This is a genomic window from Haladaptatus sp. DYSN1, assembly GCF_029489995.1.
Taxonomy (GTDB): domain Archaea; phylum Halobacteriota; class Halobacteria; order Halobacteriales; family Halococcaceae; genus QDMS2.
In genome coordinates, this window is the sequence record NZ_CP120470.1 from 2,059,866 (window position 1) to 2,084,069 (window position 24,204).

Sequence of the window (24,204 nt, forward strand, 5' to 3'; positions counted from 1 at the left end):
ACCCCGTATAAATCCTGCCGGTCGGACAGTTCTCGACTGCCTACCCGCCCGCTGGTTGCTCACTGCTCCGAATCGTCTTCCAGTAGCCCTGGAGATACGCGCCGACGAACATCCCGATGAACGCCAGCAGGATGGGATAGTTCCCGATACCGAGACTCGCGTAGCCAGCGCCGGGGCAGATACCAGAAAGGCCCCAGCCGACGCCGAAGACGGTGCCACCGACGACTACGTCGCGGTCCATGTCCTTCACCCGGCGAGTGTACGCTCGACCGGTGAGCGGGGCATTCCCCAGGAACTGGACGGCGAGAACGACGGTTAGCCCGGAGACGATGGCGGCCCCGCCCATCACGAACAGGAGGCCGAAGTCGTCGAGCAGGAGAAAGTCGAGGACGACTTCGGGCTTCGCCATGTTCGAGAGCGCGAGGCCGAAGCCGAAGACGAGGCCGCCGACGAAGATGACGGGAATGAACAGCGGGTGACGCTCGTCGCTCATGGCGGACTCACCCCCACGGCCTGCACGAGGTGGGCGATGGCGATGGCCACGAGCAGGAAGATGGTGACGTTCGTAATGGAGGTCCGTGAGCGCGACCCGACGCCGCAGACGCCGTGGCCGGAGGTACAGCCCTTGCCGAGGCGCGTGCCGATGCCGATGAGCACGCCGCCAAAGAGGAGTCGCCACCATTGGACGCCCGTGACCCAGATGCCGTCTTGAAACAGCAGCGCATAGACCGCCGCACCGAGGACGATTCCGACCGTGAAGACGACCCGCCAGTCGCGCGACTGGACGTAGTCGAATCGGTTGAACGGTTGCAGGTCGGAGACGTACGACAGCGACGATTCGAGGAACGTGCTCGCGCCGGCGTGGATGCCGGTCGCGAGGTAGATGGTGGCGACGCCCACACCGATGAGGATGCCACCGAGGGCGTAGGGGACGATGCCTCTCGGGAAGAGGGAGCCGAGGTCTGCTGCGAGCTGAAGTGCGTACATGGATGCGGTGTTCGGTAGGGGCTGTTACGGGCCCATACAGATAGCTGACACGGGTAGATGCACGAGTAACTCACGACCGGACCACGCCCAGAAATTGTCTCCTCCCGTACGGCTAAGGGGGCGAAGCGGTATGCTCAGTGCATGCGCGTTGCAGCATTCAATGAACTCGTCGGGTCGGACGGCGTGGGCATCGTCGAACGACCGTCTCCAGTCCCAGGACCGGGCGAAGCGCTCATCGACGTCGAAGCGTGCGCCATCAACCGCCACGACCTATGGATTCTCGAAGGTGACTCCGCGATGGTCGACGCCGACGACCTCCCATTCGTAAGCGGCCTCGACGTAGCCGGTGTCGTCAGTAAGGTTGGCGAGGGCATAACGAGCGTCGACCCCGGCGACCGCGTCGTCCTCTGCCCGAACGAAACCTGTGGGACGTGCCAGTTCTGCCGCGAGGGACCGGAAAACCTCTGTGAACAGTATTCGCTGTACCACGGTGGCCTGGCGGAACAGGCGCTCGTCGAGGCTGACCGACTCGTCGAACTGCCGGACAACGTGGAGACGGCGACGGCCGCCGCGATTCCGACCGCCTACATGACTGCTTTCCACATGCTCAAACGCGCCGAAGTCGGCCCCGGAGACCTCGTGTTCATCCCCGGTGCGACCGGCGGCGTCGGCGTCGCAGGCGTGCAACTCGCCGCAATCTTCGGCGCACAGTCTATCGGCACCTCCTCCTCACAGGAGAAACTCGACCAGTTGGACGAACTCGGACTCGACCACGCGATTCGGGGAACCGACCCCGAAGCACTCGAATCGGCCGTCTCGGCCATCGGCACGCCCGATGCCGTGTTGAACCACCTCGGCGGCCCCTACACCGACCTCGGCCTCTCCGTGCTCCGCCGGGGCGGCCGGATGGTCGTTTGTGGGCGAACGGCGGGGAACACCTCCGACATCGACATCCCTGACCTCTTTCTCGGACACAAGCGCGTCATCGGGAGCACGATGGGGACGCAGGGAGACCTCGAACGACTCGTTTCGCTCGTGGCCGCTGGCGAACTAGAACCGGAAATCGACGACACCTATCCACTTGCAGAAACCGGCGCAGCGTTCGCCGCGATGCAGAATCGGAATGCGGTCGGAAAACTGGTCGTCACGCCAGAATAAAACGTCTCTCCCTGCCACCACGTTTTACCTTTCGGCGGACGAACGGTTCGCCATGGGACCAGGGGACGGCAGGTTTCGCGTACTCGGCTTGCTCGCGTTCGTCGTCGCACTCGTCGGTTTTCTCGTCTACGGCTGGCGTTTCGACTCCGGCGGCGACCCACTCGCGGTAACGCTCGGCGTGGGCGCGGCTCTTCTCGCCATACTCGTGACGCTTCGGCGTCGGCTGTAGGCCTGAATAGCGCTGTTGCTCGGGGTACTCACGGCTGCCGTTCAAGAAAACCACGCCTTCCACGGAAGTTTTGGGCCATGGCGCCAATCTACGGGTATGAAAGTACGCGGCGAGCGCGAGTGCAAACGGTGTGGCACCCAGTGGTCGTACTACGAGACGGGGGGCATCGAGTGTCCGTCGTGTGGCAGTCTCGAGAGCGTCGGCGTCGCAGATGCGAAGCGACACACGGCGAGCACGGCGAACCTCGACCTCACGGAGGCGAGAGACCTCGCCTCCCGAGACGACCTCCGCGCTGCCACGCGCACCGCGAAGGAGGTCTGTCGGAAGTACGTCCATCGCCACGGGTTCATCAACGGTGGCGACTTGCTCTCGCTCTCGGACACGTATCTCGCTGCCACGGAGCTCCTCCACGTCTCCGACATCGTGGGACGCTCAATGGACGTCGCTGACGAAGCGGAATTCTACTTTCTGTCGCTGCTCAAGGGCGCTGACATCGGCGAGCGCCCCGCAGCGTCCGACGTTCCAAAGACGCTCACCGAGGCTCGTGGCCTCGCCTACGCAGAGGCCGTAAAGGCCTACCGCCGAGACCTCGGTACCTATCTGGACGACCACCCCGACCCGGCGGCTCAACAGGTTCTCTCGACGCTCACAGAACACGTCAAGCGGGTTCGTGCGCTCGAAGGAGACATCGACCCCGACGACGCAGAGCGTCTCGTCGCCGTCGCAAACGAACTGCATGCGTACCTCACGGACGGCGACGAGGTGGCGCTCGCCGCGGCGCAAAATCGCCTCGAAAATATCGACTGAAACGGCTACGGCAGGTCGAACGTCACGTCGTGTGTGAGTCCAGCACTCTTGACCGTGTTGTAGAGCAACATCGCAATCGTCATCGGTCCGACGCCGCCTGGGACGGGGGTGATGGCTGCCGCCTTCTCCTTCGCGCTCTCGAACTCGACGTCGCCGACTAGTTTGTAACCCTTCTCCGTGTCGGCATCCACCCTGTTCACGCCGACGTCGATGACGGTGACGCCCTCCTTGAGCATCGACCCATCGATGAGTTCTGGGACGCCAACCGCGGCGATGACGATGTCCGCCTGCTTGGTCTTCGCCGCGAGGTCCTTCGTCCGCGAGTGACAGACGGTGACCGTGGCGTTGCCGCCAGCAGCTTTCTGAATGAGGAGGTTCGCGAGCGGTTTGCCGACAATGTCCGAGCGTCCGACGATGACAACGTCCTTGCCCTCCGAGTCCACGTCCGTGGCTTCGAGCAGTTTCTGGACGCCGTGGGGCGTGCAGGGTTTGAACAGCGGGTCGCCAGCGACGAGTCGGCCGACGTTCTCGGGGTGGAAACCGTCTACGTCCTTGGCGGGGTCGATGCGGCGGATGACCTCACGTTTGTCCACGTGGTCTGGAACCGGCAACTGGACGAGGATGCCGTGAACCTCCGGGTCTGCGTTCAGGTCGTCGATGGTCTGGTACAGTTCCTCGGCGGGGGCTTCGGGGTCGATTTCGACGTGGATGCCGTCGATACCGACCTCCTCGCAGGCGCGCTGTTTCATCGAGACGTAGGTTTCGCTCGCGCCATCGTCGCTCATGAGAACCGTGGCGAGGCCGGGCGTGACGCCGGCGTCTGCGAGTGTCTCGATACTCGCGGCGAGGTCTGCGCGGATTTCCGCGGCGACGGCTTTCCCGTCGATGATCGTGGTCATTATCGAAATTGCGGGTTCCGACCCTCATTAATGCTCGGGTTTGTGCCCAAAAGTGGATTTATTCCGCCAGATGTATGCACCCATATGTATACGTCAGTCGTCACTGAAGTCTCTTGGCTCAGACCCCTGGTCTATCGATTCAATCTCGCCCGTGTCCAAATCGACGACCATCGCCTGGCCACCGTACCCGTGGGTCTGGTCGTGGCCGCGGACGACGACACGGGTCACGTCAGCGGGAATCTCGACGCTCGCAGCCCGCGTAAATTCCTGGGTCCCGTGAGCATGAAGGAGTTCTCGCCGGCCCAACTGTTCGCCAGAGAGCGTCTCGACTTGCCACCAGTTCGCGTAGCCGTCCTCGCCGTCGTCGTCGTGGAGGAGGGTCACGTCGAATCGGTACGTCGTCTCACCGGTCTTCTCGAAGGCGACGGCCATCACGTTCGCCTCGCGAAGGTCGAGTTCGTCGGTTTGGATCATGCGTTGTGTGGTCTCCGCTTCCGTCGCGGACGTATTCGCCGCCGTGGTGCTCCCGGCAGTCGTCGCGCCGGACTCCGTTCCGTCGCTGGTACACCCAGCGAGGAACGCCATGGCCCCCGCAATTCCAGTGAGCACACGTCTGCGGGAGACATTCGAATCGGGACGGTTCACAGGGGATCGTAGGGCCGCGGAGATTGTCACTGTACGGGTCACACGAACAGAAAATCAGCCAGCTAGCGAGGTTATTCGTAGAGCGGGAATTCCGCACAGAGGTCTGCGACTTCGCCTGCGGCTTCCGCTTTCACGCTATCGTCGTCGTAGTTGTCGATAACGTTCGCGATGATGTCGCCCACTTTCCGGGTCGCTTCTTCGTCGAAGCCACGGGTCGTGAGAAGCGGCGTACCTGCGCGGATGCCACTCGGGTTGAACGGCGAACGAGTCTCGCCCGGCACCGTGTTCTTGTTCAGGACGATGCCGACCTCTTCTAAGGCCTCCTCTGCGTCGCCGCCAGTCGTGTCGGGGTGCGACGGGCGCAGGTCGATGAGGATAAGGTGGTTGTCCGTGCCGCCGGAGACGAGCGAGAAGCCGTGGTCTTTGAGCGTCTCGCCGAGCACTTTCGCGTTCTTCACCGTCTGAGCTGCGTACTCGTTGAATTCAGGCTGGAGGGCTTCCTTGAAGCCGACGGCTTTGCCCGCGATGTTGTGCATCAGTGGGCCGCCCTGACTGCCAGGGAAGACGGCCGAGTTGATGGCTTTCTTGTGCTCTTCTCCGCACATGATGATGCCACCGCGACCCGCGCGGATGGTCTTGTGGGTCGAACCCGTGACGAAGTCCGCGATGCCGACGGGCGAAGGGTGTTCGCCAGCGGCGACGAGACCCGTGATGTGGGCGATGTCGGCGAGGTGGTAGGCGTCCACCTCGTCTGCGGCTTCCTGAATCTTCTCCCATTCGACGACGCGAGGGTAGGCGGAGTAGCCGGAGACGATGATGTCGGGGTCGAACTCCTTTGCTTTCTCCACGATGCCATCGTAATCGAGGTAACCGGATTCCTCGTCGACTTCGTACTGTTCGACTTCGTAGAGCTTACCCGTGAAGTTCGCCGGATGGCCGTGACTCAGGTGGCCGCCGTGGGAGAGTTCGAGAGAGAGGATTTTGTCGCCAGGTTCGAGCATCGCGAGGTAGACGCCCATGTTCGCCTGCGTCCCGCTGTGTGGCTGGACGTTCACGTGTTCTGCGCCCCAGAGTTCTTTCGCACGGTCGATTGCGAGCTGTTCGACGACGTCTGCGTACTCACAGCCGGCGTAGTAGCGCGCACCGGGATACCCCTCTGCGTACTTGTTCGTGAGGGCGCTTCCCTGGGCTTCGAGGACGGCCTCCGAGACGTGATTCTCCGAGGCAATCATCTCGAGGGTCGAACGCTGGCGCTCGACTTCGTTTTCGAGGGCGGCTGCCACCTCCGGGTCGACTTCGCGAACCTGGTCGTAATCCATCGTGTGAAACCCTGATTTCCCTCACTCAATAAGTGTACCTCTCTCCCCGTCAGGCCAACACACATATACTTCTAAGGAGTGAACTAAATCGCCAATGTTGCGCTGGGGCCTGACAGATTCTGGACTTCGCCTCAGCCACGCTTCTACCACGATTCGACTCACCGCACCCGACTGGCAACCGACGAACATCGCTCACAGGCTGCCGCGTGGGACGAACGCCGTCGCCGCAGGGACCGTCTCTCAGTTGCAGGTTCCCGCCACGAACGTCGAACTCCGGTCGAGTGACGGATCCCCCGTCCCCTACGCCACCGGCGTGTCGCTCGCCACAGGGACGCACTACCTCTCACTCTCCACCGACGGGCAATTACAGCGCGTCCTCACCGACGGCTCCGGGACCGCACAGGTGTCGCGGGCCGCGGATACCGCACTCGGCGTGACCATCGCCTTCGACGGCCCGGCGCAGGTACGACCACTCGGGTCCGACCTGGGCATTAGCTTCGACGAGCGAACCGCACTCACCGTCGGAATCCCCCACGAGCACACGATTCCAGCCGCGCCGATTACCGTCACCGAAACGCCCGAGGGAATCGCCACTGCACTCTCCCACCTGTCTGCGGGGCACCTGACGACGGGCGCGCAATGTTCGCATCCGGCCTGGCGACACCATCCACCCCTCGTCGAACTCGGTGACGAAATCGACGTTCCAGACGCCATTCGAGAGCGAACTCCCCAGACGGAACTCGAATTCAAACTGCCACCGAGCACGGAGGCGCTGTACGTCGCCGCGCCGCTCGCCTACTATCTCGGTGCGACGGTCACCGTCGAAGACTTAGACGCCCCGCTCCTCGTCGCTCACGAACAGGGATTCGAACATTCGTTCAGCAACCTGCCTGCCTTCCAGCACGAGGTGGCGAGTCTCTTGCGTCGGCAGTTCTTCGCCGATTGTCTCCTCAGAGACGTCGCCCACGAGACGCCGCCCCGACAGACGGCATTGCTCTCAGAGTGGGGTCTCTGTCCGGACACGCTCGGCGCAGCGAGCGTCGCGGAGCGATTCGCGGCGATGCGTGAGATTCCCGAGACGGACATCATGCCCCACCTGCCCGAGTGGTATCTCGCGACGTACGTAGACCCCGACCCGGCACACGTCCGGTCGCTCCCCTTCTTGCTCGACAACATGAGCCTCATCTACCTGCCAGAGGCGTCTGCGTTCGACGGGAAGGAACTGATTCGCCGCTCGCTCGACGACTTCTACCGCGTCGGACCGCAGGCAGCCTCCGTCGACGTTCTGATGCCGACACTGCAGTCGGGGTCGCTGCACGGCTGGCTCGCAGCGGGGACCCCCATCGACGTATTCAAAGTCACCCATTCCGCCTACGTGAACCGGCTCAAATACGGGAGACAGACCACCCAGTCGCTCAGCGTCGACGTCGTGTTGAACGACGGCGAGATGGACGCTGAACACGAGGAGGTAGCGGCCATTTATCGCGAACGCGCTGCCGACCTTCCCATTGACGTGACCGTCCACAAATCGCTCAAGCGAAAGGAGTTAGCGGCGGTCTTCGAAGCGAAGACGGATTTCGTCCACTACATCGGCCACTGCGACGTAGATGGCCTTCGCTGTCCCAACGGCAACCTCGCAATCGCGGACATCGGGGAGGTGAACGCAAGAACGTTCTTCCTCAATGCCTGTGGCTCCTATCACGAGGGTATCTCGCTCGTAGAGAAGGGAAGCGTCTCGGGAGCGGTGACACTTACCAAAGTGCTGAACGACCAGGCGGCCACCGTAGGTGCGGCGTTCGCACGCCTGCTCATCAACGGCTTCGAGTTCGAGCGGGCGATGCAACTAGCCCGTCGGCGCATCATGATGGGGAAAGACTACGCCGTCGTCGGGGATGGAACCTACACGCTCGCTGCGTCCACCGACAGAACGCCCGCCGTCGCCTGGGTCGAAAAACGTGGCGAACGCTTCGACCTGACCTACGAGGCGAACGCCGCCTGGAGACACGGCGATACGTATCCAGACCCGCGCGACCAGTCCACAACCGGCCTTTACGGGGCAAAAACAGCGTACGACCTGTCCCGCGAGGAATTACGGTCGTTCCTCTCGACCCACGCGATGCCCGTCATCTTCGACGGAGATTTTAGCTGGTCTACGAACATTTGTGAAAAAATGTAAGTGAGAAACACTGACAATTATTTCCGGCAGTCACGCATTCCACTGAGATAACGGTTTTCTATTTAAATATTTCACCCCTTCCGTCCGGCGTTTTATGTTAAATGGCTGATTTCAATTCGAAAGTAACGGTAAAATTAAATACTACGAGGATGTTTTATACAGGTACAGTCATGAGTTCAAATTTACTGGAACCGGACATTGAAGGTATCCTTCGGGCAACGCTCGAGAACACGTCGGACGATGTTCTCGTCGTCAATCCGGCAGACGAGACCGTAGAGGAGCTCGTCTCCGTCCTCGCAACACTCGAAGACGCGCCTGCGGTTCGAGTCCTCGCTGACGATGGCGTCCTCAAGGACGTCATGGCTGACTTCATCGTCGCCTCCACCGCCGCCGACTTGATCGACGCAGAAACGCTCGCGCTTCACACGCTCGCGAACGCACCGGAGAACTCCCTGCTCATCACGAACGACAGCGTCGTCGCAATCGTCTCCGCTGGCGACCGTGTCGCTGGCCTCTCGACCGACGACGAGGAGTTCATCCAGAGCGCGAACGAGATGTACGCAGACCTCTGGGAGGAGACCGACTCCTTTACCCTCCGAACGCCGCCCATCTCGCGAGTACGCACGTCGCTCTCCGACGACCTCGGGGCGACCGTCAGCGCCGACTTCGATGGCGTGCTCTCCTCGCTCGAAACCGCTCGCGGTGACGGCGATGGTCTCGACGAAGTGACCATCAGCCTGCTCGTCGCAGCGAAGAACGAGGCGCTCCTCTACGACATCAGCAAGTGGGGCGAAGACGTGGGCATCGCCTCGAAGGCGACGTTCTCGCGCACCAAGACAAAACTCGAAGACATGGGCCTCATCACCACCGAGAAGGTGCCCATCGACGTGGGTCGCCCACGCCTCCGCCTCATGCTCGGTGACGAGCGCCTGCGCGGTGCGAAGCCAGACCAGCTGGCCTCCGTCGCCCAGTCTATCCTTAACTGAGTCGCGAGACCCAGTCTTTTATCTACGTTATTCCTAACTCCAGAGTGATGACTATCGGACTCGTCGGTGACGGACCTGCTGTCGAAGCGCTCCGGGCCGCACTGACAGACATCGACGCCACTGCTGAATCTATTTTACCGAGCGACCTCGACACCGTCGCGTTCGCCGTCGTCGTCGGTGACGCGGGCGACGCTGCCTTCCAAACCGCGAACGATGCCGCACTCTCGGCAGACACGACTTGGCTCGCAATCGAACGCGGCGGCCTCGGCGGCCACGAACTCGATATTGACGTCGGCATCTCGGGATTCGCGCCGTCGACGGGCTGTTTTGAATGCTTAGGGGCGCGGGTGGCTGCGAATCACGAGGCTGAACACACGGCGGCGGACCCGGACCCGACGACCATGCGCGTCGCCGGAGCACTCGCTGGGCGCGAACTCGCGAAACTCGTCTCTGGCGAGGATTCGGCGCTCCTCGGCGGCGTCCTCGAACGTCCCCACGCGAGTCGCCAGTTTCTCCCCGTGCCGAACTGTCGCTGTGAACCGAACGCGAAAAAGCGAGTCTCGAACGAGTTCGTCGCCCGCGACCTGGACGACTCGCTCGCCCGCGCCGAACGCGCCATCGACGAGCGCGTGGGCATCATCCACGAAGTCGGCGAAGCCGCCTCGTTCCCGGTGCCCTACTACATCGCCCGCGGCGGCGACACCTCGGGATTCAGCGACGCGAGCGCCGCCCAGCAGGCCGCAGGCGTCGCCATCGACTGGAACGAGGCACTGATGAAAGCTGCAGGCGAGGCGCTCGAACGCTATTGTGCGGGCATCTACCGAACCAGCGAGTTCACGCAGGGCCAGCCGTTGGGACTGCCAAACGCCGTCAAACCGAGCGAGTTCGTCCTGCCGTGGAAGGCCGACGACGACGCGCAGCTTCCGTGGGTCGAAGGCGAACGCCTCGTTTCCAGTAACCCAGCGTTTCTGCCCGCCGAGTTCGTTCACTTCCCGCCGCCGACCCAGCAGCACAAGCCCGCGATTACGACGGGCCTCGGACTCGGGAACTCCCTGCCGGAAGCATTGCTCTCTGGATTGTACGAGGTAGTCGAACGCGACGCGACGATGCTCGCGTGGTACTCCTCGTTCGAATCTCTCCGGCTGGACATCGAAGACGAGACGTTCGACACGCTCGTCCGCCGCGCCCGGTCTGAAGACCTCGAAGTCACCCCACTGCTCGTGACGCAGGACGTGGACATTCCGGTGGTTGCGGTTGCCGTCCACCGAGACGGTGACTGGCCGCGCTTCGCCATGGGGTCCGGGGCGGATTCGGACGCGACGGCGGCGGCCACGTCTGCGCTCGCAGAAGCCCTCCAGAACTGGACTGAACTCGGGTCGATGGGCGAGAACGCCGCGATGCAAGCGGGCGCGTGGATTGGCCACTACGCCTCGTTCCCGAACGCTGCACAGGCGTTCGTGGACGTAGACGCGTCAGTTTCAGCGGATGCTGTTTCGGTTGACGTCGCTCCTGAAAACGAACTGCCGACGGCAGTGCAGGCCGCTGAATCGGCGGGCATGGAAGTCTACGCGACGCGCCTCACGACTCGCGACGTAGAAGCACTCGGGTTCGAGGCCACCCGCGTGTTGATTCCGCAGGCCCAACCGCTGTTCATGGACGAACCGTACTTCGGAACGCGGGCGGAGACGGTTCCGGAAGAACTCGGATTCGAGCCGCAACTCGACCGCGAACCGCATCCGTATCCGTAAAAAAGCGCCCGTTTAGATGCCGAACGTGGCGCGGAGCATGTCGCGCGTCCCCGGCCCAAGCCCCACCGCGAGAATCGCGATGAGGAGGAGAATCGCGTAGCGCGGACTCTCCTCGAAGATGCTCTCGTCGAACACCCACACCACGGCGACGGCGGCGATGATCTTCACCACGAGGAACGGCCACGACGTGCCCGTGATGGCGGCAATCGACTCGGGAAGGATGCCGTCGGTGAAGTTGATGATGAACCGATTGACCGGGTGTTTCGCGCTGTAGTAGAACGGCAGACCGATTTCGACCGCCCAGTCTGCAGCGAGGACGTTCGCCACCCCGTCAACGGCGTGGCCCCAGATGACGACGAGGCCGATGGTCCGGGTCCCCTTGTTGATGTCGGGGGCGTACATCCCGATGAGCTTCCACGTCCCGTAGGCGATGACCGACGCGAGCGCGATGGTGAGGATGGTCATCTGTGGGAAGAAATCCACGTAGGTCCGCGTGAACGCGAGCACCGTGAGGTAGCCAACCGTCCCGACGAGGAGCAGTCCGCCGATGACGAACAGTGGGTTGCGGTAAGTGGAAACCGAGTCGCGTCGCTCCAGTCCGACGCTCACGACGATCGCCGCGAGCGTGATGAAGAAGACGGTGAAGTAGATAAACGGGCTGATGATTAACGCGCTCCACGGGAACGGAATCGCTGGCTCTACGCCGTTTCGCATGGCGGCGATGCCGGCGTCCTCGACGACGCGCAGCGCCCCGCCGAACAGCATGAACGGGAACAGCGCGAAGAACAACTCGCGGTCCTTCCCGATGCCGAGGGTTCGAAGCAGGAAGATGAGCCCCACCAGCATGAGCAGGAGCGTGACGGCGTATCCAACCTCCGAGACGGCGGTGTAGCCGGGATACGCGACGTATCCGCTCGCCGCTTGACAGGCCGAGGCGCTATCGAGCAGGGTCGTTTCGCCACCGGACCGAACCGCACAGAACGCGCCGTTGCCGTCTGCGACGACCGGTCCCCAGAAGTAGTGCCAGAGGAACCCGTCCCAGACGAGACGCGGGAAGGCGAGCGACCCGCCCACGAGCGCGACGGTGATGGCGATGACCGCGCCCCACCAGGCACGCACGAGGTCGAATCGCTCAGTGAACGTTTCCATGGGCGATAGACCGCGGGCCGAAGGTTTTACAGTTCCGGTCGTGTGCGATTGGGACGCACGAATCACCACGGGCACTCCCAGCGGTTTTTCGACCGAAGTGTCAACCCTTAATCCACCGGGGTGACTCTGTGGGTGCATGAACCCCATCGCAAAGCGCATCTACAACATCGCCCCCGACCCCGTCCGCCTCACCTTCGAGGACGGAACCACGGTGGACCTCGCCATGCGAAGCGCCGAGTTCTTCCAGGACGACTTCCAGGGCGAGGCCACGTCGATTGCCGACGACACCGCCTACCGCCTCGTCACCGACGGGCCGAACAACGAATCGCTCATCGCCGGCCGCGAAGTCGACGGCGGGTGGGAACACGCCGGCACGGTGACGAAGGCCGAACCGCTCGAGTAGGGACTTAGCAACGCGGTTTCTGGAGAATGTTGCGAGGGCAAGATGCTCTCATCTTGCCGCACTCAGTGTGTTGCTCGGTGGCCATGCCGAGCGTGTGCGAGCGTTTCTGGTGTGACCCAGTGACGGGACAGGGTTTGAACCTGTCCGTTCTGCTCGCACGGCGCTGCGTGTTTGCAGCGCCTATCGAGTGCGAGGGACAGGATTTGAACGCCAGTCGCAACAAAGTTGCTCCTTTGTTCATATCCTTCTGTTCGCACTGCTTTCGTCGCCATTTTGCGACGACTCGTGAGTGCGAGGGACAGGATTTGAACCCGTGAACTCCTACGAGAGCGGAGCTTGAATCCGCCGCCGTTGGCCAGGCTTGGCTACCCTCGCACGCACCCTGAATTCCACTGCCGGACAGGTAAAAGGTTCCGAATACTTCCGGTCACTCGTTCGTGCGCTTTGGCCGACTAATCGCGAACAGGAACCCGGAGAGAAACAGGAGTTCGTTGCCCGAATAGACCCGGAGAACGGGTTCGATGAGGTCGAAAAACGACTGTGGCGCGGCGAATCCGAGGATGGCGAGCAGGAGCGCGACGACGGCGGCGAACCCGGCGAACCATCGGGTCACCGTCCCGCTCACGAAACCGACGACGAAGATGAAAATTGCTTCGAAGAGTGCCATATCTCTGAGGTACGCGGGAAGCAGACGTAAACCTCGTGTCCAGTCTACTCGCCCCAGAGTGCTTCGGGGAAGAACGCCGCAGGCTGTTCGAGCGAAATCGAAACCGCCACGTCGCGTTTCAGTCGGTTGAGGGCGATGGTGAGCGAGTCGTCGATGCGGCCTCTGAGTTCGGAGCCCTTCTCCATGCTGTAGTAGCCCGGCACGAGCAACGCTCGTCCGTTCGATTCGTCACGCATGACGGCGAGGAAGAAGATGGCGTCGGTCTCGGCACGGTATACGTCGTACTCCTCGACCTCGTTTTCCTCGGTGAACTCTACGGCCGCCGCGTAATCGTTGTCCGCGATGAGGATGTCGAAACCGGGCAGTTTCATATCGGGGAACACCTGCGCCGGGTAGACCGTAACGACCTCCCAGCCGCGTTCTCTGTACTCCGCGGCGGTCGCCTCCATGTCGTCGATGAGGTCCTCCCAGTGGGCCGCGACGGCGTCGAGTGCCTCCGCTTGCATCACAGGGTTGGCGTCCGGGCGCTCAGTCTCCGGTTCGTCCTCAGCCATCAATCGTCACCTGCTTCGACCGGCTGGTCTTCTGCCTGTTGCTCGTATGCATCCGTGTGCGGGAGTGGTTCTGAATCCCAATACGCGTGGTGGTCGTCGAGTCTGACGCACGCGGCGGTGTGGTCTGGACCCGCGGGATAGTCAGCCGGCGGCGAGTTCGTACACGCCTCTCTGGCGTATGGACAACGGGTGTGGAACCGGCACCCGGAAGGCGGATTGCGCGGCGAGGGAACGTCGCCCGGCAGCGCGTCCACCCGGCGGCCGTACTCGCTGGTCTTCGCCCGGGGAACGCTCTGAAGCAGCGCCTCCGTGTAGGGGTGCTGTGGGTTCTCGAAGATGTCGTCAACCGGTCCCGTTTCGACGATTTTTCCGAGATACATCACCGCGACGCGGTCGGAGATGTGCCGGACCACCGAGAGGTCGTGGGCGACGAACAGGTAGGTCAACCCGAACTCCTCCTGTAAGTCTTCGAGCAAATTCAGCACCTGCGCTTGCACGGACACGTCGAGTGCCGACACTGGTTCGTCGAGGACGATGAGTTCCGGTTCGAGCGCGAGCGCGCGGGCGATGCCGATGCGCTGGCGCTGCCCGCCCGAGAACTCGTGGGGATACCGGTCTATCTGGTCCGCCGAGAGCCCGACGCGTTCGAGCAGATCACGGGCCTTCTCGCGGCGTTCCTCGCGGTTTGCGAGGTCGTGGATGACCAGCGGTTCGGTGATGATTTCGCCTGCGGTCATCCGCGGGTCGAGGCTCGAAAACGGGTCCTGGAACACGATTTGGGCGCGTTTTCTGAACTCGCGGAGTTCGTCTGCCTCCATCTCGAAGATGTTCTGCCCGTCGAACGTGACTGTGCCGCCGGTCGCCTCGCGGAGTCGTAACAGCGTTTCGCTAGTAGTGGATTTCCCACAGCCAGACTCACCGACGAGGCCGAGCGTCTCGCCCTTTCGAACCTCGAACGAGATGCCATCGACCGCCTTCACGCTGCGGGGTTTGCGCCCGAGCATGCGGTCGACGATGGTGTCCTGTTCGTAGTAGTACTTCTCTAAATCTGTGACTTCGAGAATTGCGTCGCTCATTGGTCACCTCCGTCGCCGAAGTAGTCTGCCGGAAGGGCTTCGTCCTCGTCGTACGGCTGGTCTGCGAGCACGCAGCGGGCTTCGTGGGCCTCATTGCCGGGAACCGACCGCATCGGCTGGCGAGTGAGGCAGTCGTGCATCGCGTAGGGACAGCGGTCGGCGAAGTAACACCGGTCTGCCATCTCCTGGTCGAGCAGGCTCGGCACGTTGCCGTCGATTGGCTGGAGTCGCGGCGCGGGGTCTTCGAGGTCCGGAATCGACCCCAGCAACCCTTGTGTGTAGGGGTGAGTCGGGTCGTCGAACACGTCGTCGAGCGACCCGCGTTCGACGATTTCGCCGGCGTACATCACGCCGACGCGGTCGCACATCCGGGCCACGACGCCGAGGTCGTGGGTGATGAGAACGATGCTCATGCCTCGTTCCTCCTGGATGTCCCGGAGCAGGTTCAGAATCTGCGCCTGAATCGTCACGTCGAGCGCCGTCGTCGGTTCGTCCGCGATGAGCACGTCCGGTTCGCCGGCGAGCGCCTGGGCGACCATCGCCCGCTGGAGCATCCCACCCGAGAACTCGTGTGGGTACTCGTCTGCCCGCTCTACGGGGTCGGGAATGCCGACCTGTCTGAGCAGTTCGACGGCCCGTTCGTGGCTCTCCGCACTCGTGTAATCCCGACTCGGGAGTACGCTGTCGAGGAGGAGGTTGCCGAGGCCGTAGCCCTGCGTCCGCGAGCGCGTCCGGCGCGGGTTCGCCTGCGCTCGTCGCTGGACCTCGACGGCTTCTGCAATCTGTTCGCCAACGGTGAGCGAGGGATTGAAACTGCTCATCGGGTCCTGGAAGATCATGCTGAACTTCGGTCCGCGAAGCGACTGACGGACGCCCTTCGGCAGTTGCCTGAGGTCCACGTAGTCGCCGTCGACCGCATCCGGTTTTTTCTCGCGGAACTCGTCTGCGAGTTTCGGGTAGCGGAACCAGACGTGGCCCCCAGTGACGCGGCCCGGCGAATCGACGAGGTCGATGACCGAGAGGGCGGTCACGGACTTCCCGGAACCGGATTCGCCGACGATGCCGAAAATCTCGTTTTCCTTCACGTCGAACGAGACTTTTTCGACGGCGTTCACCTGTCCCTCCTCGGTGAAGAATCGGGTCGAGAGGTCCTCGACGCGGAGGACGTCGTGTCGCATGAAGTCTGCGCCTTTCATACGCCACCCTCCCCTTCGATGCCGGGGTCAAGGGCATCTCTCAGCCAGTCGCCGACGAGGTTCAGACCGACGACGGTTATCACGATGGCGACGCCTGGAATCGCTGCAATCCACCACGCGGTCGTCTGGTACTGGCGACCGTTGGCGATGTCGAAGCCCCACGAGACGTTCGCCCCCGAGAACCCGAGGAACGACAGGGCGCTTTCGAGCAGGATGATGGCGGCCACCTGAATCGTCGCGAGGACGAGAATCGGCGTCGCCGCGTTCGGCAGGATGTGACGAAGCAGGATGTAGGAGTCCTTCCCGCCCATCGACCGGGCGGCTTTGACGTAGGACTCCTCACGCAGGCCGAGGGCTTCACCCCGTGATACGCGGGCGAACCAGACCCAGTTCACGAGCGCGACGACGACGATAATCGTCCCCGGCAAGACGACGCTTCTCGGCATCGGTTCGGTCGAGAGGCCGACGAGCCCGCGGAAGGCGTCCGCGAGTCCCGACACGACGAGTGGGTCGGGCAGAATCAACTGTGCCTGCCCGGCGACGCCGACGAGCGCGATGGCGAGGACGAGCGACGGGAATGCGAGCATGATGTCCGCACTCCGCATCAGCGCGTCGTCCACTACCCCCCGGTAGTAGCCAGCAGAGAGGCCGACGATGACGCCGATGAGCGTCGCGAGCGCCGTCCCGAAGATGCCGACGAGAATCGAAGTTCGAGCCCCGTAGATGACTCGTGAGAGGATGTCACGGCCGTTGCCGTCCGTCCCCAACGGGTGGGCGAGCGTGGCGTTCTCGTAGACGATTCGCGTCTCGGTCACTACCTGCCCGTTTTCGATGACGACGCTGCCGTTTTCGGTCTTGGTCACTTCGCGCTCCTCGGCCGTCGAGAAGCCAAGCGGCGGTAAGCGCGCGTCTGAAAGCGTCTGTTTGCCCGGGTTGTACGGCGAGATGAGCGGCGCGAAAATCGCCATGAGGAGTACGAACACCACGATGGCGATGCCCACCTTCGCGAGGAAGTTACGGTTCAGTTCGCGTTTGAGATTTCGAAGCGTGCGTGGAGAGATCATGTTAGTCGAATCCCACCTTCGGATTGATGTACGCGTAGAGTGTGTCGACGACGATGTTTACGACGACGAAGCCGACACCGACGACGATGAGCGACCCCTGAATCACGGGCCAGTCACGACGGCTGATGCTGTCGATGATGAGCGTGCCGAGGCCCGGCCAGTTGAACACGGCTTCCGTGATGACCGCGCCGCCGATGAGCGTCCCCAACTGGAGGCCGATGACCGTGATGACGGGGATGAGCGTGTTGCGAAGCACGTGCTTGTAGCGCACGAGCGTTTCGGGGAGTCCCTTCGCTCGCGAGGCGCGAACGTAGGTCTTGCCCAGTTGGTCTAACATCCCGCTGCGCGCGAGTCGGGTGATGAGCGCCGTGAAGTACGTCCCGAGGGTAATCGCCGGGAGCGTGATGTGACTCAGCCAGTTGACGAAGGCGTCACCCGCCGCGCCGAGTTGCCCGGTCGCGAACAGTGTCGCCACCGTCCCGAGGCCGATGGGTCGCCTGCTCGTCGGGAAGAAGTTAATCTGGACGGCGAACGCGATGATGAGCATCACGCCGAGCCAGAAGTTCGGCGTGCTGATGCCCACGAGTGAGAAAATCGTCGCGCCATAGTCCGCCGGTTCGTGACGACGCGTCGCGCTGACGACGCCGAGGGGAATCGCGATGATGACGGCGACGATGGTCGCCGCGATGGCGAGTTCGAGCGTGGCTGGCAGCCGCGCGAGCACCCGACCGAACACGGGCGTGTTCGACACGAGCGACGTGCCGAAGTCGCCGAAGGGGACGCCAGCCAGGAATTCGAGGTACTGGATGTGAAGCGGTTTATCGAGGCCGAGGTCGGCGATGACCCGTGCCCGGGTCGCGGGGTCCACGTCCGGCGGTAACAACACGTTCGCCGGGTCGCCAGGGGAGATGAGGCGGAGACCGAACACGACAGTAATCACTCCCCAGATAACCAGCACCCCTTGCAAGAGCCGCTTTACGAGAAAACGTCCAATGCCCATGTTGGACTAGTTTTTCGTGATTGCGTACGCATCGATGCGTTCGTCGGCCCGCGCTTCCCAGTTGAGCGCGCTGTTTACGCCGTAGACACTGTACTGCTGGTTCAGGAAAATCCACGGAGCCTCCTCGTGACAGAGCGCGTTTGCATCCATGAGCGTCTGGGCGCGGGTGTCGCCCTCCTCGTTGCCGGCACGGGTGAGCAACTGGTCGAGTTCCTCGTTGCTGAACGTGGTGAGCGCACCGTCACTCTTGAGCAGGGCAGTCATCACGAGGCCGCCGTCGAAGGTCGCTTCACCCCAGCCGATAAGGTACCACGGCGGTTTGTCCTCGATGTTGCCCGTGAGCAGTTCGTCGACGAGCGACCCGAAGTCACGTTGACGCACCGTCGCCGTGACGTTCGGCAGGTCGTTGATGAACCCGGCGACAGCTTCTGCGATTTCCAAGTCTTTCAGGTACCGCCCGACTGGCGTGTGCATCTCGATTTCGACGCCCGCGTGGCCGGACTGTTCGACGAGTTCTGCGGCGCGTTCTGGGTCGTATTCGTAGGGACTCAGGTCCGGGTTGTAGCCAACGAAGTTGGGCAGGGTTGGCTGGCTCGTTGGACCACCGAATCCACCGAGGACGTTCTGGATGATACTGTTGAGGTCGACGGCGTAGTTGAGCGCCTGCCGGAACTCCTTGCTCGAGAACGGTTCGACGTCGTAGCGAAGCGCGTTGAACAGCAGGCGCGTACTCGGTGCGGCCGCGATGGTCGCGTTGTCGCTGTCGTTTACGCGCTGGACCTCCTGTGGCGGAACGTTGACGACGATGTCCGTCTCGCCTGCGAGTAACTGGTTCACCCGGGTACTCGACTCTGCGGCACCGCGGAACGTGACGGACGCTGCGGCAGCGGGTTCCTGCCAGTAGTCGTCGTAGCGAATGAGGACGACTTCTTCGTCTTCCGTGTAAGATTCGAGTTGGAACGGGCCGGTTCCGTTCATGTCGCCTGCGATTTCCGCCTGCGAGCGGTCCTCGACCCACGACTGTTGCATGATGTCACAGTAGGTCGCGAACTCGGAGAAGACGATTGGATTGAGGCCATCGTTCATCACCCTGACCGCGCCGTCCATCGCCTCTGCGCCGGTGACGCCGGCGAGCTGGTCAGACTGTGGGCTCGCGAAGCCGACTTCGTCGTCGACGATACGGTTGATGCTGTAGGCGACGTCCTCCGGCGTGAGTTCGTCGCCGTTGTGGAACGTCACGCCGTCTCGAAGCTGGAACGTGATGGCGTTTTCGCCTTCGACACGCTCCCACTCGGTGGCGAGCGATTCGAGAATCTTCCCGTCTGCATCGCGCGTAAGGACGCCCTCGTAGACGTGGAGCATCACGACTTCGGTGGGCGTCTCACGGTGGTCGTGTGGGTCGAGGCCCGCGGGCAGCGATCCCTGCGTAATCGTGAGGTCGAAATCCTGCTGGCCGCCACCAGCAGTGGTCGTCGTATCGGTCGTGGTTCCCGTCCCACCAGAATCGGTCGTGGTCGTCGTTCCGCCAGTATCACCGCCAGTACACCCAGCGAGCGCCATCGTCGCTGCTGCACCGCCGGAAAGTTTCAGGAACGTACGCCGATCTACGGTATTCGATGGCATAGACCTAAGTTTATATACAGGTGCTAATAAAGCACACTGACAGTCTTCCGACAGTTTTACGGGGTTGGCGACATGAAACCTTATTACGAGAGTCGAATTGGGTTGAGATAAACGTAAGTAGCACGCGTTATATCTTTTGCCTCGATAGGAAGGGTACGAAAACGAACTATGCGCGTTCATACACTCGGTTCGGGCGACCCGGCGTTCGCGGTTGTCGCGTGCCTTCACGGCGACGAACTGTGCGGAAAGAGAGCAATCGAGCGGTTTCTCGACGCGGAAATTCCGGTCGAGAAACCGGTGAAATTCGTCATCGCGAACGAGGAAGCCATCGAAACAGGCGAGCGATTCATCGACGAGGATCTTAATCGAGCGTTCCCGGGCCACGAGAATTCCACCTCCCACGAAGACGCCCTCGCCGCGAAGGTGCTCGCGGAACTGGAGGGCCTTCGCGTCCTCGACTTGCACTCGACAGTCTCGTATCCAGAGCCGTTCGTCTTCTACCACCGTCTGACCGAGACGACGCGCCACATGCTCCGGGCGACGGGCCTCGAAAAAGTCGTGAACATCAGCCACGTCGGCGGTGGCCTCATCAACCACGTCGATGGCATCGCCGTCGAATGCGGACTGAAAGGCAGCGACGAGGCCACGGAGAACGCGTCCGAACTGCTCGTCAACTACCTCGCCGCAAACGGCATCATCGACCACGAGTACGCACTCAGCGACCCGGACGTGTACCGCGTGACCACCGTCGTTCCGGGCGCTGGCTACGAGTTCCTCGGCGAGAACTTCGTCGAAGTCAAAGCAGGCGAGGTGTTCGCGACGAAACTCGGCGAACCCGAGAAGGTGGCCGACGAAGCGTTCTACCCCGTCCTGATGTCCACCGACGGGTACGACCACCTCATCGGCTTCGCGGCGGAGAAACTCGGTCGTCTCTCTACGGTTCCGAACGAGGACGACTTCTGACCACTCGTCGTATCGAGCACGGTGGGTCGGCGAGACGACGGGCGAAGCTATCTGAACTGACATCGTAAATTCAGTTATGGCGGTTTCGAGGCGGCAACGAATCGGCGTGCTCAGCGGGCTGTTTTTGCTTTCGGCTGGTTTCATCGCGTACGCCGTCGCACCAGCGAGTGTCCTACCGTTGTTTATGGCGTCGTTCGGTATCGACCGCCCAGCCGCGAGTGTATCGATTAGCGCCGTGTTCCTGACGTGGGCGCTGTTGCAGATTCCCGGCGGCTACGTCCTCGACCGGTACGACAATCGACGATTGGTGCTCGCCGCCACTATGCTATTCCTCGTCGCGGCCACCGCCGGCGTATTCACCGCCTCGTATGCTGCCTTCCTGGCGACGCGTCTGGTCAGTGGTGCGTGCGCCGTCCTCATGTTCGTCGGAAGCGTGAACATCCTCGGTCGCACCCTCCCTGACGCCCGTCGAGCACTCGGATTGAGTCTCTTTATTGCGAGTCCACCCCTCGGCATCGCCCTCGCCCAGTTCGCGGGACCACAGATCGCCCTCCGGTTTGGCTGGCAGTCCGCGATGCTTGCGTACACCGCCCTCGCTTTCGGTGGATTTCTCATCGTCCTCGTGTTCCTCAGAGACCCGCTGGAAACGGGCGGGCAGGTTACGCTCCGACAGTTCCTCAAAACGCTCAGCAACCCGGCCGTCTTACTCGTCTCGACGGCGAGTCTGTGTACCTACGCGGTGTGGAACTTTCTCGTGACGTGGATGCCGAGTTACGGGACGGACGTGCTCGGCATCAATCTGGCTGCGGCCGGTGCGGCGGCAGCCCTCGTGCCGCTCGCGGGCATTCTGGCCCGCCCCAGTGGCGGCTGGCTCTCCGAGGCGCTCGGTGGTCGGTTGCGCCCGGTCATCGCCACCTCGTTTATCCTGACGGTTCCACTGCTGCTCGCGTTGAGCAGCGCGCCAACGCCTCGCGTGTTCGCAGTGTTGCTGGCGTTGACCGGCGCATCGGTGAATCTCTCGGTCGGTCTCTATCTCGTCTACGTGAACCAATTTACCGGAGCATCGACGCACGGGACGAGCCTCTCCGTACTGCTCACGTTCTCGCAAGTCGGAAATCTCGTTTCCCCTGTCCTCGGAGGCTGGATGATAACCCAGTATTCCTGGACGATGGGGTTCGGATTTGCTGCCGTGCTCGCGCTACTCGGACTGGCTACGGTCCTGCTCGTCCCCGCCACGTCGTGAGTTCGTGACGAGTTCTCGCGGTCCATCACGGCCTTCGAACCGTATCGCTTTTAGGTAGATACCCGATTGTTTCGGCAATGAGAGTCGAACAGATAGGCGAGGGCGACCCGGCCATCGCCGTCGTCGCCGCCATCCACGGCGACGAACCCTGTGGCGTCCGCGCCGTCGAGCGATTGCTCGAAGAGCGCCCGCAGGTTCGCAGACCGGTCAAACTCATCGTCGCGAACGAGGAAGCCCTCGCAGAGGGCGTCCGCTTTCTCGATGAGGACCTGAACCGCACCTTCCCGGGCGACCCCGATGGCGACACCCACGAGTCGCGACTCGCCGCGGAACTCATCGAAGAACTCGATTCCTGTCTTACGCTCGCGCTTCACTCGACGAAATCGCACGCAGAGCCGTTCGCCATCTTCGACGACATGACCGAGTACGTCCGCGACATCATGCCACGGCTCCCCATCGCCGCCGTCGTCGAGACGGGCGACTACGTCGAGGGACGCCTGTTCACGAGCATCGACACCATCGAGGTGGAGTGTGGACTGCAGGGTACCCGCGACGCGGCGGAGAACGCAGACCGCCTCACGCGGGCGTTCCTCACCGCGACGGGCGTCCTCCCGGGTGACGCGCCGGAGAAGCCCGTCCCCCATTTCCGATTACAGGACAAGATTCCGAAGGGGCCGGCAGACCAGTACGAGGTGTTCGTCGAGAACTTCAAGCCAGTCGAGAAAGGCAAAGCGTTCGCCGCGGCCGACGGAAAAACCGAAGTGGCAGAAGAGCCGTTCTACCCCGTGTTACTCTCGGCGACGGGGTACAGAAATGTGTTCGGATACACCGCAGATTACCTCGGCGAGCTCAGTTTCGACATCTAATCACTCGTCTCCCGGTTCGATTCGCGGAGCGATGTTCTGGTTCAGTTTGAACAGGTTCGTTGGGTCGTACACCGTTTTCACCTCCACGAGTCGTTCGTAGTTCTCGCCGAACACGGTCTTCGCCGGGGCTTCGTCGAAGCCGGGGAAATTGCCGTACGCTCCTGAAACCACGTCGAACTGTCGCAGTTCGCGGATGCCCGCCCGCCCCCAAGCGATGTTCGCGTCGTCGTCCGCCGGGTCCTCCCAGTTCGCCTCGTACGTAATCATGTAGGGCGCAGTACGGTGGGCGAAGGCGGTTTCGTTCGACGCACGGTCGGCGATTGCGCCACCGAGGTGCCAGATGTCGACGGTCGAGAGCGCGGAGGGCGCGTCCAGTCCTGTCTTCACGACCTGGTCTACGATTCGGTCGGTCAGTTCGTTTACGTACACCGATTTCCAGTAGTAGCGAAGGCCATCCGGGAAATCCTCGTCGAGCAGTCGCTGTAAATCCACGTACGACTCGCGCCCGCTCAGGTCGGCAATCGGCGTGGAGATGTTGCGCAGGGGCCCGAACTCCTCGTCTGCGGCCTCCTGTGGGCCGTCGAAACAGCCGAGGAGGACGACGGCGGGCGACCCCCACGTCGTCTCCGGGAACTCCTCTATCGAGGGGACGAACGTGGTGAACGCGAGCGTGCTCGAATCGATGGGAGCGGTCTCCGTGTAGGCGCGGTAGGCTTCGAGGACGGCGTTCGCGTCGTCACCGTGATACCAGACGAAGAGCGTCGGCATCATCGGGCCGACTTCGTGGAGGCGGTATTCGAGCGACGTGACGACGCCGAAGTTGCCGCCACCGCCGCGAATCGCCCAGAACAGGTCCTCGTGGTGGTCCACGTTCGCTGTCCGGACCTCCCCGTCCGCGGTGACGACTTCCGCGGAGACGAGATTGTCACACGAGAGGCCGTACTTCCGGCGGAGATGGCCGAGGCCACCGTTCAGCGTCAGGCCCGCCGCGCCCGTCTCGGAGACGACGCCGAGTGGCGTCGCGAGGCCGAATACCTGCGTCTCGCGGTCGATGTGCCCGAGCGTCGCGCCACCCTGTGCCCGCACCGTTTGTGCCTCTGGGTCGACGTACACCCCCGTCATGAGTGAGAGATCGATAACCAGTCCGTCGTCGACACTCGCGTATCCCGCGACGTTGTGTCCGCCGCCGCGAACCGCCACCGGAAGGTTGTGCTGGCGGGCGAACGTCACCGCCTGAACCACGTCTGCCGTGCCGGTACACTGCGCGATGAGCGCCGGGCGTTTGTCGATGACGCCGTTCCAGAGCGCCCGTACGTCCTCGTATTCGGGGTCGCCCGGCCTGATGAGCGGCCCGGCGAACCTCGTCGCGAAAAATCGAATCACTTCGTCAGAAAGGTCCACCTTCGATGCGCCCCCTGCTGTGCTCTCCACGTTTACCATACAGTA

The 24,204-nt window shown here is 62.6% G+C and carries 24 protein-coding genes and 1 tRNA gene; 10 read left to right on the forward strand and 15 right to left on the reverse strand.

Annotation, left to right across the window (positions count from 1 at the left end):
* Positions 1-40: 40 nt before the first annotated feature.
* Both P0648_RS10980 and P0648_RS10985 read right to left on the reverse strand, forming a co-directional pair.
* Positions 41-493 carry a DUF6691 family protein gene (locus P0648_RS10980; RefSeq protein ID WP_276247206.1) on the reverse strand — a complete coding sequence of 151 codons (453 nt, stop codon included), beginning with the start codon at positions 491-493 and terminating at the stop codon, positions 41-43.
* On the reverse strand, positions 490-987 hold the full coding sequence (locus P0648_RS10985; RefSeq protein ID WP_276247205.1) for a YeeE/YedE family protein: 498 nt from the start codon (positions 985-987) through the stop codon (positions 490-492). Before P0648_RS10985 ends, P0648_RS10980 begins: the two co-directional genes overlap by 4 nt.
* A 141-nt stretch (positions 988-1,128) precedes the next feature.
* On the opposite strand from P0648_RS10985, the gene P0648_RS10990 reads away from it, so the two are divergent.
* The 3 genes from P0648_RS10990 (at position 1,129) to P0648_RS11000 (ending at position 3,181) form a co-directional block, all read left to right on the forward strand.
* Complete coding sequence (locus tag P0648_RS10990) at positions 1,129-2,145, forward strand: zinc-binding dehydrogenase (RefSeq protein WP_277503983.1); 1,017 nt, start codon at positions 1,129-1,131, stop codon at positions 2,143-2,145.
* Between the two features lie 52 nt (positions 2,146-2,197).
* Positions 2,198-2,374 carry a hypothetical protein gene (locus P0648_RS10995; protein ID WP_276247203.1) on the forward strand — a complete coding sequence of 59 codons (177 nt, stop codon included), beginning with the start codon at positions 2,198-2,200 and terminating at the stop codon, positions 2,372-2,374.
* Positions 2,375-2,470: 96 nt separating this feature from the next.
* Complete coding sequence (locus P0648_RS11000; protein WP_276247202.1) at positions 2,471-3,181, forward strand: TFIIB-type zinc ribbon-containing protein; 711 nt, start codon at positions 2,471-2,473, stop codon at positions 3,179-3,181.
* Between the two features lie 5 nt (positions 3,182-3,186).
* On the opposite strand, the gene folD is transcribed toward P0648_RS11000, so the two are convergent.
* From folD to glyA, 3 genes are all read right to left on the reverse strand, one after another.
* Entirely contained in the window at positions 3,187-4,080 is an 894-nt protein-coding gene (gene folD, locus P0648_RS11005; RefSeq protein WP_276247201.1) for a bifunctional methylenetetrahydrofolate dehydrogenase/methenyltetrahydrofolate cyclohydrolase FolD, read from the reverse strand.
* A gap of 93 nt (positions 4,081-4,173) precedes the next feature.
* Positions 4,174-4,665: a hypothetical protein gene (locus P0648_RS11010; RefSeq protein WP_276274871.1), complete on the reverse strand. Its 492-nt coding sequence runs from the start codon at positions 4,663-4,665 to the stop codon at positions 4,174-4,176.
* Positions 4,666-4,796: 131 nt separating this feature from the next.
* Positions 4,797-6,044: a serine hydroxymethyltransferase gene (gene glyA, locus P0648_RS11015; RefSeq protein WP_276247199.1), complete on the reverse strand. Its 1,248-nt coding sequence runs from the start codon at positions 6,042-6,044 to the stop codon at positions 4,797-4,799.
* A 94-nt stretch (positions 6,045-6,138) separates the two neighbouring features.
* Between glyA and P0648_RS11020 the strand changes: the two genes are divergently transcribed.
* The 3 genes from P0648_RS11020 to P0648_RS11030 all read left to right on the forward strand — a co-directional run bounded on the left by P0648_RS11020 (position 6,139) and on the right by P0648_RS11030 (position 10,954).
* Positions 6,139-8,220 carry a hypothetical protein gene (locus P0648_RS11020; RefSeq protein ID WP_277503989.1) on the forward strand — a complete coding sequence of 694 codons (2,082 nt, stop codon included), beginning with the start codon at positions 6,139-6,141 and terminating at the stop codon, positions 8,218-8,220.
* 170 nt (positions 8,221-8,390) lie between these two features.
* Entirely contained in the window at positions 8,391-9,206 is an 816-nt protein-coding gene (locus P0648_RS11025; protein ID WP_276247197.1) for a transcriptional regulator TbsP, read from the forward strand.
* Between the two features lie 47 nt (positions 9,207-9,253).
* Positions 9,254-10,954, forward strand: coding sequence for a YcaO-like family protein (locus P0648_RS11030; RefSeq protein ID WP_277503991.1), 1,701 nt, complete (start codon positions 9,254-9,256; stop codon positions 10,952-10,954).
* Between the two features lie 12 nt (positions 10,955-10,966).
* Here P0648_RS11030 and P0648_RS11035 read toward each other — a convergent pair whose 3' ends face one another.
* The gene (locus tag P0648_RS11035) at positions 10,967-12,103 is read right to left on the reverse strand and encodes a DUF63 family protein (protein WP_276247195.1); all 1,137 of its coding nucleotides are present in this window, start codon (positions 12,101-12,103) and stop codon (positions 10,967-10,969) included.
* Positions 12,104-12,239: 136 nt separating this feature from the next.
* Here P0648_RS11035 and P0648_RS11040 point away from each other — a divergent pair, with 136 nt between their 5' ends.
* The gene (locus tag P0648_RS11040; RefSeq protein WP_276247194.1) at positions 12,240-12,506 is read left to right on the forward strand and encodes a hypothetical protein; all 267 of its coding nucleotides are present in this window, start codon (positions 12,240-12,242) and stop codon (positions 12,504-12,506) included.
* A 290-nt stretch (positions 12,507-12,796) separates the two neighbouring features.
* Here P0648_RS11040 and P0648_RS11045 read toward each other — a convergent pair.
* The 8 genes from P0648_RS11045 to P0648_RS11080 all read right to left on the reverse strand — a co-directional run bounded on the left by P0648_RS11045 (position 12,797) and on the right by P0648_RS11080 (position 19,686).
* Positions 12,797-12,881, reverse strand: a tRNA-Leu gene (locus tag P0648_RS11045).
* Between the two features lie 52 nt (positions 12,882-12,933).
* Positions 12,934-13,173, reverse strand: a complete 240-nt coding sequence (locus P0648_RS11050) for a hypothetical protein (RefSeq protein ID WP_276247193.1) — start codon at positions 13,171-13,173, stop codon at positions 12,934-12,936.
* 44 nt (positions 13,174-13,217) lie between these two features.
* Positions 13,218-13,727, reverse strand: a complete 510-nt coding sequence (locus P0648_RS11055; protein ID WP_277503994.1) for a hypothetical protein — start codon at positions 13,725-13,727, stop codon at positions 13,218-13,220.
* Positions 13,727-14,803 carry an ABC transporter ATP-binding protein gene (locus P0648_RS11060; RefSeq protein WP_277503995.1) on the reverse strand — a complete coding sequence of 359 codons (1,077 nt, stop codon included), beginning with the start codon at positions 14,801-14,803 and terminating at the stop codon, positions 13,727-13,729. Before P0648_RS11060 ends, P0648_RS11055 begins: the two co-directional genes overlap by 1 nt.
* A complete protein-coding gene (locus P0648_RS11065) occupies positions 14,800-15,981 on the reverse strand; it encodes an ABC transporter ATP-binding protein (RefSeq protein ID WP_369685683.1) in 1,182 nt (393 codons plus the stop codon). Before P0648_RS11065 ends, P0648_RS11060 begins: the two co-directional genes overlap by 4 nt.
* Before the next feature lie 14 nt (positions 15,982-15,995).
* Positions 15,996-17,063 carry an ABC transporter permease gene (locus P0648_RS11070; protein ID WP_276247189.1) on the reverse strand — a complete coding sequence of 356 codons (1,068 nt, stop codon included), beginning with the start codon at positions 17,061-17,063 and terminating at the stop codon, positions 15,996-15,998.
* A gap of 1 nt (position 17,064) precedes the next feature.
* Positions 17,065-18,063 (reverse strand): ABC transporter permease, encoded by a 999-nt coding sequence (locus P0648_RS11075; protein ID WP_277503997.1) that lies wholly within the window; start codon positions 18,061-18,063, stop codon positions 17,065-17,067.
* Positions 18,064-18,069: 6 nt separating this feature from the next.
* Positions 18,070-19,686, reverse strand: coding sequence for an ABC transporter substrate-binding protein (locus P0648_RS11080; protein ID WP_276247187.1), 1,617 nt, complete (start codon positions 19,684-19,686; stop codon positions 18,070-18,072).
* Positions 19,687-19,854: 168 nt separating this feature from the next.
* On the opposite strand from P0648_RS11080, the gene P0648_RS11085 reads away from it, so the two are divergent.
* The 3 genes from P0648_RS11085 (at position 19,855) to P0648_RS11095 (ending at position 22,758) form a co-directional block, all read left to right on the forward strand.
* Complete coding sequence (locus P0648_RS11085; protein WP_276247186.1) at positions 19,855-20,649, forward strand: succinylglutamate desuccinylase/aspartoacylase family protein; 795 nt, start codon at positions 19,855-19,857, stop codon at positions 20,647-20,649.
* A 76-nt stretch (positions 20,650-20,725) separates the two neighbouring features.
* Positions 20,726-21,892, forward strand: a complete 1,167-nt coding sequence (locus P0648_RS11090; RefSeq protein ID WP_277504001.1) for an MFS transporter — start codon at positions 20,726-20,728, stop codon at positions 21,890-21,892.
* Between the two features lie 77 nt (positions 21,893-21,969).
* Positions 21,970-22,758 (forward strand): succinylglutamate desuccinylase/aspartoacylase family protein, encoded by a 789-nt coding sequence (locus P0648_RS11095; protein ID WP_276247184.1) that lies wholly within the window; start codon positions 21,970-21,972, stop codon positions 22,756-22,758.
* On the opposite strand, the gene P0648_RS11100 is transcribed toward P0648_RS11095, so the two are convergent.
* Positions 22,759-24,198 (reverse strand): FAD-binding oxidoreductase, encoded by a 1,440-nt coding sequence (locus tag P0648_RS11100; RefSeq protein ID WP_277504002.1) that lies wholly within the window; start codon positions 24,196-24,198, stop codon positions 22,759-22,761.
* Positions 24,199-24,204 lie beyond the last annotated feature (6 nt).